The sequence below is a fragment of the Neobacillus niacini genome, from assembly GCF_030817695.1.
Taxonomy (GTDB): domain Bacteria; phylum Bacillota; class Bacilli; order Bacillales; family Cytobacillaceae; genus Neobacillus; species Neobacillus niacini_F.
On record NZ_JAUSZQ010000004.1, the window covers coordinates 1 to 10,614 of the forward strand.

The 10,614-nt window shown below is 35.8% G+C and carries 12 protein-coding genes; 9 read left to right on the plus strand and 3 right to left on the minus strand.

Going from position 1 to position 10,614, the window contains the following annotated elements; translation table 11 throughout:
- On the minus strand, nucleotides 1-681 hold a 681-nt coding region (locus tag QFZ28_RS27400; protein WP_307197783.1), incomplete at its 3' end, for a hypothetical protein.
- A gap of 199 nt (nucleotides 682-880) precedes the next feature.
- Here QFZ28_RS27400 and QFZ28_RS27405 point away from each other — a divergent pair.
- The 3 genes from QFZ28_RS27405 to QFZ28_RS27415 all read left to right on the plus strand — a co-directional run bounded on the left by QFZ28_RS27405 (nucleotide 881) and on the right by QFZ28_RS27415 (nucleotide 3,574).
- Nucleotides 881-1,609 (plus strand): DUF2161 domain-containing phosphodiesterase, encoded by a 729-nt coding sequence (locus QFZ28_RS27405; protein WP_307197784.1) that lies wholly within the window; start codon nucleotides 881-883, stop codon nucleotides 1,607-1,609.
- 207 nt (nucleotides 1,610-1,816) lie between these two features.
- Nucleotides 1,817-2,017, plus strand: coding sequence for a cold-shock protein (locus QFZ28_RS27410; RefSeq protein WP_026568674.1), 201 nt, complete (start codon nucleotides 1,817-1,819; stop codon nucleotides 2,015-2,017).
- Nucleotides 2,018-2,413: 396 nt separating this feature from the next.
- The gene (locus tag QFZ28_RS27415) at nucleotides 2,414-3,574 is read left to right on the plus strand and encodes a hypothetical protein (protein ID WP_307197785.1); all 1,161 of its coding nucleotides are present in this window, start codon (nucleotides 2,414-2,416) and stop codon (nucleotides 3,572-3,574) included.
- A gap of 108 nt (nucleotides 3,575-3,682) precedes the next feature.
- Here QFZ28_RS27415 and QFZ28_RS27420 read toward each other — a convergent pair whose 3' ends face one another.
- Nucleotides 3,683-4,696, minus strand: a complete 1,014-nt coding sequence (locus QFZ28_RS27420) for a DUF3231 family protein (RefSeq protein ID WP_307197786.1) — start codon at nucleotides 4,694-4,696, stop codon at nucleotides 3,683-3,685.
- 197 nt (nucleotides 4,697-4,893) lie between these two features.
- On the opposite strand from QFZ28_RS27420, the gene QFZ28_RS27425 reads away from it, so the two are divergent.
- The 4 genes from QFZ28_RS27425 to QFZ28_RS27440 all read left to right on the plus strand — a co-directional run bounded on the left by QFZ28_RS27425 (nucleotide 4,894) and on the right by QFZ28_RS27440 (nucleotide 9,178).
- On the plus strand, nucleotides 4,894-6,435 hold the full coding sequence (locus QFZ28_RS27425) for a spore germination protein (protein WP_307197787.1): 1,542 nt from the start codon (nucleotides 4,894-4,896) through the stop codon (nucleotides 6,433-6,435).
- A gap of 6 nt (nucleotides 6,436-6,441) precedes the next feature.
- Entirely contained in the window at nucleotides 6,442-7,551 is a 1,110-nt protein-coding gene (locus QFZ28_RS27430) for a GerAB/ArcD/ProY family transporter (protein ID WP_307197788.1), read from the plus strand.
- Nucleotides 7,526-8,773, plus strand: coding sequence for a Ger(x)C family spore germination protein (locus tag QFZ28_RS27435; RefSeq protein WP_307197789.1), 1,248 nt, complete (start codon nucleotides 7,526-7,528; stop codon nucleotides 8,771-8,773). The genes QFZ28_RS27430 and QFZ28_RS27435 overlap by 26 nt, the downstream gene beginning before the upstream one ends.
- A gap of 228 nt (nucleotides 8,774-9,001) precedes the next feature.
- Nucleotides 9,002-9,178, plus strand: coding sequence for a DUF2187 family protein (locus QFZ28_RS27440; RefSeq protein ID WP_307197790.1), 177 nt, complete (start codon nucleotides 9,002-9,004; stop codon nucleotides 9,176-9,178).
- A gap of 65 nt (nucleotides 9,179-9,243) precedes the next feature.
- On the opposite strand, the gene QFZ28_RS27445 is transcribed toward QFZ28_RS27440, so the two are convergent.
- Nucleotides 9,244-9,435 carry a hypothetical protein gene (locus tag QFZ28_RS27445; RefSeq protein WP_307197791.1) on the minus strand — a complete coding sequence of 64 codons (192 nt, stop codon included), beginning with the start codon at nucleotides 9,433-9,435 and terminating at the stop codon, nucleotides 9,244-9,246.
- A gap of 164 nt (nucleotides 9,436-9,599) precedes the next feature.
- On the opposite strand from QFZ28_RS27445, the gene QFZ28_RS27450 reads away from it, so the two are divergent.
- Nucleotides 9,600-9,791 (plus strand): hypothetical protein, encoded by a 192-nt coding sequence (locus tag QFZ28_RS27450; RefSeq protein WP_307197792.1) that lies wholly within the window; start codon nucleotides 9,600-9,602, stop codon nucleotides 9,789-9,791.
- Nucleotides 9,792-10,001: 210 nt separating this feature from the next.
- On the plus strand, nucleotides 10,002-10,614 hold a 613-nt coding region (locus QFZ28_RS27455; RefSeq protein WP_307197793.1), incomplete at its 3' end, for a cysteine desulfurase family protein.

Genomic DNA, 10,614 nt, shown 5'->3' on the forward strand with positions numbered 1-10,614 from the left:
CAATGCAAATGAGATATCATTCACAACTTTACCTGGGTCGACTTTTATTCTCGATTGATATACGATCTTCATGCTTCCATTCGCATATTCCTGCAGTGTAATATTGACGCCAGTTGGATCGGATGTATAGGTTAATAGATTTACTCCATCTTCGTTCTCTTGAGGAATGATATCCAGTTTATCCAAATCAATATCCATCACTTTTTCAGAAGTCTTCGTTTCGGGTGATAGTTGATATAGTACATGATCTTTCACATAAAGAGTGGTCGTTTCCAAAGGATAAAATTTCTCAACATCGGGGACGATCATGTTCCTGTCTTGATCATAGATATTTGTAAAATCAAAATAGATAATCGTGTCTTCCTGCTGATAAATTTGCGTCCATTTATTCACCGGAATGTTGTACGTTTGCTGATCCTTAACAGTGAAATCCTTCCCCAAAGTTGTAGAGGCTAATTTTCCACCTTCAAATCGCGTGAAAACAAAATCTCCATTTTCCGTGACTTTGACAGGTGGCAGTTGATTCAAATCAGTTTCTCCTATAGTCAGGGCCCTGCTCCAATCATCTGCAGGGTGTTCGGTCACATCGGAAAAGTTCTCATAGAATAATAGAAGAATTCCTAAAACGAGAATAACCCCAGGTACAATCCAATAAAGCTTTGCTGCGAACTTTTTGTTCATTTTAGACCCCCATGATACTCTTTCAAATTCTCTATTTATTTTAACAAAAATAATAGTAACATAATTCTGACAGAATAGGCTATTGCAAATACACGTATTTGTAAAAAATTGTTAGTAATAACTTGGCTAGGGAATAGATAAAATTCATACTATTTTCATGGTAAGATAACTAGGAGAAAATGTTTTTTAGGAGATACATATGACAGAAAAGAAAAAGCTGCAAGAGGTAGATTTATATAAATCGATTCAGAGGTATTTTTCACGAGAAGGCTATGAAGTCTATGGTGAAGTGAAGGACTGTGATATTGTCGCAGTGAAACAGGATGAGCTGGTTATTGTTGAATTAAAACTCACCTTAAGTGTGGATCTTCTTGTTCAGGCAGCCAAACGGCAAAAATTAACGGATCAAGTATACATTGCCATTCCTAGACCAAAAGGCAGGCTGAATTCAAAGCAATGGGCAGATAAATGCCATCTAGTGAAAAGGTTAGAGCTTGGCTTAATTGTCGTTTCCTTTCCAGGTAACGGCTCGAAAGCAGACATCCTGATTCATCCAACTCCTTTCAATCGTAAAATAGCAACCGGTAGAAACAAGATGAAGAGAGACGCTATTTTAAAAGAAATTAGTGGACGCAGTGCCGATTTCAATGTGGGAGGAAGCAGCAGGACCAAGATCATGACCGCCTACAAAGAAAATTGCATTCAAATCGCCTGTATCCTAGAAAAAATGGGACCACTTTCTCCGAAGGTGTTAAAGGTGATGGGTGCTGGAGATAAAATTCCCTCAATCTTAACAAATAACTATTATGGATGGTTTGAACGGATTAAGAGAGGTACCTATGCGATTACTGAAAAGGGAAGGCTAGAAGTGCAGGAATATCAGGACCTTATGAAATATTATTTAGATAAACTAGAAACAAGGGGATAGTGGAGAATCCAATTGAAGAGTAGTATTGGAAACAGCTTAGAAAAAAACTTTTGAGATTGATTTGCTTTAATTGGATATCTCTGTTATAGTAAAGAAGAATTATTTTTGTTTGTCAGTTGGATTAAAAAGTTTTCAAACTTTACGTCTAAAGAACTGAGCAAGGATAGTAACACAATGTGTGCACAGCACACGAGGAGGAAACAACAAATGGAACAAGGTAAAGTAAAATGGTTTAATGCAGAAAAAGGTTTCGGATTCATTGAAAGAGAAGCAGGAGACGATGTATTCGTACACTTCTCAGCTATCCAAAGCGAAGGTTTCAAAACTTTAGACGAAGGTCAAGCAGTTACTTTTGAAGTAGAACAAGGTCAACGTGGACCCCAAGCTACTAACGTTCGTAAAGCATAATTGAACCGACATATATAAAAAGACTCTCTTTATGAGAGTCTTTTTTTTTCGTCCATAGGGATATCCCATGAACGAGGAAAGTGAGGTGAACTATAACGAAACGTTCCCTTTTAAACAAAAAAACCCTGCTCAGTAATTGAGCAGGGCGGGTAATCGAAAAACGTAAAACGTAAAGCAAATGGTAGACACAGTATAGCACACATTTACCGCAATCCCTAATTATTTTTGAAAATATATTTAAACTACCCCTAACAGGTTATTCGCTTCTATAATATTCTATCCATAAATAAAGTCCCAAAGGATTTTTCAAGGAAAAATAGCAGATTTAAAAGGTTTGGAGGAGTTTTTGTTGAAATAAGTATAGTAAGTTTTTCCATTGGTGAGGTGGGATAAAAATTGAATGATATCCAATTTGCTTTTATAAATGAGTTTGGCCATTACGGATTCGATTTTGATCAACCTGAGACTTCGACCCACTTTATAATCGTTTCTATTTTAGTAAAAGGTTCTAATAAAGAAACACTCGAGCAGGAAGTAGAAAAAATTAAACAAAAGCACATTTCAAAAAAGGGTATTGACGATAATCTTCGAATGGAAATCCTACAGGAATTAAAGGAATTACCCTTTAAGGTGTACGCATATGTCATTGATAAGCGGAAAATTCGGGAAGACAGCGGCGTTACCTATGAAAAAACATTTATTAAATTTTTCAATCGAAAAATCTTTGATGATTTATATCGTACCTTTGACAGCCTTGACCTTGTCGCGGATGAACAGGGATCAAAGGAGTTTATGCAGGAATTTATTGCTTACGTAAAACAGAGGTGCATACCAGACTTATTTAATTATTCAACTTTTGGTTTTAATAGCAGCGAGTCCGATATTCTTTTAGAATTGGCCGGGTTTTTCGCTGAGACGATTGCAAAAGGCTATGATGCAAAACATCACTCTAATCAGTATTCATCGTTTTATAGACTAATGAAAAATAAAATCATCACGATTAATCTTTGGCCGCACGATTATAAGCACTACCTTTACGACTACCATTATGAGAAAACGGACTTAGAAACCGATCAAATTATCATTAAACAAGCCGTTAATTTGGCTTATCAATACATTGAAAAACATCGAAAAAGCGAAGATGAAGATGAGAAAGTTCGGATTGATTTATTAAAGTTTCTATTATTCAATTTAAAAGAGAATCCAGATGATTATGTCTATACCGAAGAAATCCTTGATAACCTTAATGCGATTAGAATCAATAAAATCAAGCAGCATTATTTTCGGTCTAATATCGTTTCAAAGCTGCGCGACCAGGGTTTACTAATTGCCTCCAGCAATAAAGGCTATAAGCTCCCTGTTTGTTTAAATGATTTGTACGACTTTGTGAATCTATCTAGTTTAACCATACATCCGATGATTCAAAGAGTTGCCAAGTGCAGGGACCAAATTCTCCTGGCAACAAACCGAGAAATAGACATCCTCGAAAAACCTGAATATGATTATTTAAAAAGAATCATCGAAATGGAAAAAATAGCGTTGTTGAACAATGAGTAAAAGGGGATAGGATTGGATAAATAAATAGTTTCTATTTAAAACTGGAGCAAAGCCTATTAATGCGATGCTCCATTGTATATTTTAATGGCCTACTTATTATGTTTCACATTACTTCTTATTCGCCAAATTTTCTCGATCATCAGCTAACGGTGGCTGCTCCAACCAGCCGTATTTTATCAATAGTTGTGCTCCATCCTCAGCATATAATCCTACCTCCGCCATAAGAGTTGTATACATAATAGCCAAGTCTCTTCTTTGAGAAACGGATAAAGCAGCTCCGAAATATCCAACTGCAGCGGAAACCAATATAACAATATGATTTAACATCAATTTATCTGAAAAGGGAGGCACTGTTGAATTTGTAACTTCAGAAACCCACGAAACTGGGGAAGACAATTCATCTTTCGTTAGGATAGAACTAAGAGTACCGAATTGTTTTTCACAGATATTCTTCCCTCGTTGAAAATATTTTTGGACCTCTTTTGTTTGGCAGACTTGTCCAAATCCAATTTCTAAAACCACTTTAACAACAACTTTTACCATATTATAACTAATTCCGCTGATTTCTATAGCGTTTAAAGGTCGTTTCTTACCAAACCATCCCGTTAAGTAACGTTGAGCATTCACAAAGTCAATTCCATTTGGTGTATTAATTCGTGGGGGTTTACTGCTTATTCCTTTATTAAGAGCTACACGTGCAATTCGTTTATACAGTTCCATTGTTTCATTATTACATTGGATAAAATAGTTTATTTGATCCTCTCGTGATGAAGTGGCAACTGCACCAGCATATCCAGTCAAACCTAGTAATGTCATCACATGCATATAAACGAGCATAAAAGTGTCTGTAAATAAGGGCGGGGCATTTAGATTAACATCTTCTTCGAGAGTAAATCCTTTAGGAATTGGAAAATTCTCTTGATTAAAAAATTCAGTAATTTTTTCAATATGGGATTTAGCTAGGTTGAGAGCAAATAAAAGTATTTCTTTAATATCTTCATCTTTCGCCTTTTCAATTGAGTGAGAAAGAATACATATCGATGATGAATCATTTATGTATTGAGTCCAAAGATTTGCTAATTCTGCTGATGTAAGTTCAACGTTATGATTAACCTCTTCCATGAATACTCCCCCTAATGATGAAGCCAATGTACTTCGTAAACTGAATTTACTATGAAGTTATTATTCAAACTTTACTAAATGATTATGCTTATTAACTAGTATTGTTTTCATTTGTTATTCTTTTATTTTCAATAGACCTATTCATACATAAAACTCCTTTAGATGGAAAATGATATAAAAACTGGGAGGGGTTTATTGTGAGGAAAAAGATGACCAAGTTGTTGAAGAAAAATCTCAACACTGAACCTGAATTTAAAGAAGAAACCAACGAACAGGAAATTGAAATAAAAAACCAAGATATAAATACGTCTATTGAGAAAAATCTAGAGACATTTATGAAGATCTTTACGATACCGGATAATGCCGATGTCAAATTACGTGAGTTTACGATTCAACAACTAAACCGTAAGGCATTTCTCCTATATATCAGTACAATGGCAGATTTACAAAATATTATGGCAGGCATAGAGGGACCGTTAATTGATAGCGAGCACCCTGCAACAAAAATCAAAGATATCGTTTCCTACCCAATTGAAAAAACCGCTACCAACATTGGGGATATCACGGAATTCATTGCGGCAGGTGTCACGGCACTTTTTGTTGATGGAGACCCCGATTGCTATTTATTTGAAACGACAAAAATTCGCGGGCGTTCGATAGAAAAGTCTGAAAATGAAGTCATTGTAAAAGGAGCAAAAGAGGCTTTTAATGAAAAGGTCATTGACAATATTGCTTTAATCCGGAAAAAAATTAAAAATGAAAACCTTATCGTTCAAACGCAGATGATTTCAAAACGTTCCAGAAATACTGTATTTCTTGTCTATCAAAAGGACCTTGTCAATGAGGACCTGCTTCAAAATGTAAAAGAAAGGCTAAAATCATTTGAAACTGATAGTACGATTGATTTAAGCATCTTGGAGCAATATCTAGAGGAACGTCCAAGATCCTTATTTCCAACCATTGTATATACAGAACGTCCTGATCGTGCCGCCGCTTTTATAGAAGAAGGTCATATTATTTTACTAATGGAAAACTCACCAAGCTGTTTAATCCTGCCTGCTACCTTTTGGGCGATGTTTCATTCTCCGGAAGATCATTACTTGCGGGCACCATACGGTAATTTCATTCGTATATTACGATTTCTAGCTCTATTTGTTGCTTGTTTTACCTCCCCTATATATCTTGCGATTACCAACTTTCATGTTGGGATGATCCCTCCGGATTTATTGATGGCGATTGCAGGAACAAGGGAAAGGGTACCTTTTCCATCAATCATTGAAGTGTTTATGATGGAGCTTGCCTTTGAGCTAATTCGTGAAGCGGGATTACGCGTTCCCTCACCGATTGGTCCAACAATTGGGATTGTGGGTGCATTAATCTTAGGTCAAGCTGCTGTTCAAGCAAATATCATAAGTCCAATCGTCATTATCGTTATTGCATTAAGCGGGTTAAGCTCTTTTATTATCATTGATATAAGTATGAATTTTGCCATTCGAATTGCCCGTTTTTTATTTATTTTAGCAGCAGGATTTATCGGAATTTATGGAGCCACTGCTTTATTTATTGGAGGACTCTTTTATTTAGTATCATTAAAGTCCTTCGGAACATCTTATTTTGCACCGATGACACCCCATTCCTTCTCTTCAAAGGATCTGCTGCTTCGCCATATTCCAATGAAGGAAAGGTTTCGTCCAGGATATTTAAAACCAAAGGATATGGTTAAACAAAGAAAGGGATAAAACGATATGAAACAGCAATCTAATAAAATTGGAGTCCGTGAATTTGTTTCCATCGCAGTATTAATGGTAGGGTCGAAAGCCACTGAGGATACGCCGGCCCATCTGTACAGTCATGTACAAAATGCAGCATGGATGATTCCGTTGATTTCAGCCGGAATCTTTTTTATCCCTCTTTATTTATTAATAAAAACGATGTCCTTATATGAAGAAAAGGATTTGTTTTCAGTTATAAAAAATATACTGGGAAAATACCTAGGTTTTTTCGTTTGCCTTGTGATTTTTATGATCAACTCATTTGCTGTTTCGATTGATACTAGAACGTATACCAACATCATTCGATCATTTTACTTTACCACAACACCTACTCTTATTATCTACGCCATTTTAATGTTTATTTGTGCATATGGCGCAAAGAAAGGACTTCAACATATTGGATCAGTTTCTTATCTAATCGTGTTTTATGCAGTATTTTCTTTGTATATAGCCTTATGGCTGGGTACGCAGCATGCCAATATTAATTCGATGTTTCCCCTTTGGGGCACTGGAGCACTTGCACTCATGAAGGAAGGTTCACAAAAGGTCACAATCTTTGCTGATTTTTTTCTTTTGACCATGGTTGTACCATATCTCACATCAAACAAAGCATTCAAAAAAGGAACCTGGTTTTCCTATATTTATATCTCCATTCAAATTAGTATGGCAATTCTTATTTTTGTCTGTATGTTTGACGAATCTTTAGGGGGAGTTGCATACCCTTTCCACACATTGATTCGTTTTATTTCACTTGGCCATTACATTCCGAATGTTGAAATCATTTTTTTCATCATCTGGATCATGGCTGCATTTATTCGTTTTACCGCATTTTTGTATATAAATGCCCTTATGTTCGGTCATCTGTTTAAAATTAAAGACTTTGAATACCTAATCCCATCACTGGCGACGATTTATTTGATGGTAGGCTCTATTCCTGAAGCGCCGATTAATGTCAGTCTGCAATTTAAACGGATCATAATGAGTACAGCAGGTCCTGCGTTCGCCGGAATTTCAATACTTTTATGGCTAGTTGCGTTGATAAAGGGAGAATTTAAACATGCAAAAAACAAAAACACTATGTAGATTATTGTTGTTTTTTATCATGATTTGCTTATTATCAGGGTGTTGGGATCGGGAAGAACTAGAGGATAAAGCCTATGTCATCGGACTAGGACTTGATCGTTCTAATGATAAAGATAAAATTAAAATTACGATGTTACTTGCTAACCCCGAAGTAGGAAGTTTGCAAGGAGGCGGGGGTTCAACAGAGAAACCGCGGGAAATCATTACGTTTGATGCAAATGATTTCATCGCAGCAAAAGCAACTGCAAATTCAATCATTTCTCGCAATATTAGCTACGAACTATTAAGGATATTTGTAGTTTCCGAAGAATTTGCTAGAGATTCAAGTTTTGCTACTACATTTACTGATGTTTTAAAAGATAAAGAAATCCGCCTAAATAGTTATATCGCCGTTTCTAAAGAAAAGGCGTCACAGTATTTTGTGAATAATAAACCGAGAATGGAAACAAGGCCGCATAAATACTTTCAATTTATGGTCAGTCACGGAATTGAAAATGGGCTCATTCCCGATTCTAACCTTTTCCGTTATTTCCAAACGGCCGAAAGAGGAAGCGATCTCTTTTTGGCCATGTATACAACCGCTAAAAGACAAAAAGACCCTAAATTAAAAAGGGAGGATGAATACACGGCAGGAGAACTAAATGCAACGGGTGAACTGGATGAGACACAATTTATCGGATCAGCTGTTTTTAAGAGTGGAGTAATGTTTGCTACACTAACCGGTCAAGAAACCCGTACAGTCAATATTCTAGATGATACTACCGATATAAAAGATATATTAATAAATATTCCAGATCCTTTTTCAGATAATAAGAAGCAATTCGCTGCAAGAATTATGAAAACGGAAAACAATAAAATTAAAATGAACTTAAAGGGGATCACACCCAAGATTTTCATCACGATTCCTTTACAAATAGAAATTATGTCTAACCCTAGCATGGTCAACTTTGCAAAGGAAAAAAACCAACAAATCATAAAAAAACATATCGCAAATCATATTGAAAAAGCAAATATAGAACTTTTAAAGAAGACACAAACAAAATTAAAAGGAATTCCATACCCTTTGCCTGTATATTCAAAAAAATATTTTGCAACCATACAGGAATTTAAAAAATTCAATTGGGTGAAAGCTTACCCGCGTGCTGAAATCGATGTAAAAGTGGATATTATAATTGTTGATTATGGGAATCGAACAAGAAATGCTAAAAGGTTGGGGGAGTAGCGGATGCAATTATTTATAATCGGTACTCTAGTCGGTATTACTATCTATACCTTTGGATTCGGTATAACCTTATGGAAGGCAAAACAAAAAATAAGTGCAATAGCTGTATTTTTTCTAACACTTGCTATTCTGGTTCTTCTTTTTTTTTAATTTTTTAATCATCATTTTGATGAGGAACACTAGTATTTTAATTATAATTTTTGGAAAATATAAAGTCGAGGTGATAGAATGGCTAATGCACAAGTTGGCGATAAGATTTCCTTTAAACGCGATGGGAACTCTTTAGAAGGTGTAGTCACGGGAGTAAGGGAAAATTCCGTGATGGTACAATACGGAATGTCAAAGGATAAGGATGAACCACTAATAACCATTGTCAATCATAAAAATTACAAAATCACAAAATAAGTAGCAAGTATACGATAAAGAAACCATTGAAAAAATCCCTTTCAATCAAAGGGATTTTTTTATGGCTAATCTTGATTTCTCTGGCCTTTTTCGTTTCGATTACCAGTTAAATTTTCTGTAGCATTTTTAGCTGCATCCACAGCATTCATAGCCACGTTTTCAGTTGTTTCTAATGCACTATGAAGGGCATGGAAAGCAGCACCTGCTGTTTCTTTAACGCCTTCCGCAACGCCTTTATCATTTTGTTTATTTGCCATGATGATTCACCTCCTAAACAGAAATAGGTTGTGTAATAATGGCTGAACTATGCAGTTGGAGAAGCCGTACAGAAAAAAAATTTCTGTTAACTCTTTTATCATTAAGGGAATAGTAAGAGTGACACTTCGTTAAACCATGAACAAGCATTTTAGGAGGAACCTGTATGGACCAAATTAAAAAGATGGAAAAGCTGCTTCGTGATTATGGATACCCTGAAGAAGCGATTCCAAGATTAATCCGTGAAATCAGTTCAATGAACTACGATAGAGTGAGAAAGCTGATCCTGCCATACAACGATATAACAGCGGGGAAAATCATAAGCACAGATTGTAGAAAACATAATTTGATTATGTAAACCAAAATAAAGAATTCGTGTTGAAAAAAGTCCATTTCAGAAAGTACTCCGTACAAACTGTAAATGGACCTCTTATTAATTAAGGACAATTTTAGAACTATTAAACCATTTTTTTAGTAGAATAAGATATAACTAGAAATAAGTCTTCTCAGTGGAAGGAATGGTTGATCAAATGGAAAAAATTTATTAGATTACAACGCAAGTACACCATTGGCGCCTGAAGTAGTTGACGCCATGCAGCCACTGCTGAACGATTACTATGGGAATCCTTCAGCACTACATTGGGCTGGAAAACCTGTGAAAGCCATATTACATAAAGCGAGAGAACAAGTTGCAAAACTTATAAACGGTTCTCCTGGAGAAATTATCTTTACTTCTGGTGGGAGTGAAGCCAACAACCTTGCACTAAAAGGCTTTTATTTTAAAAACATACATAAAGGGAAGCACATTATTACTTCAAAAATTGAACATCCAGCGATTATTAACCCTTGTAAGTTCCTTGAAAAAATCGGAGCTCGGGTAACCTACGTCGGTGTAGACCAATATGGCAGAGTTTCACCAGAGGAAATTAAAAAGGCTATTACAAAAGAAACCATCTTAATTACGATTATGCATTCGAATAATGAAACAGGCACCCTGCAGCCCATTAATGAAATAGGAAAAATAGCAGATGTGCATGGCATTGCTTTCCATACGGACGCTTCACAATCCGTTGGGAAAGTTCCAGTGGATGTGGAAGAGTTAAAAGTGGATTTACTTACCATTGCGGGTCATAAACTGTATGCACCAAAGGGCATTGGAGCTTTGTTTATTCGGGATGGTA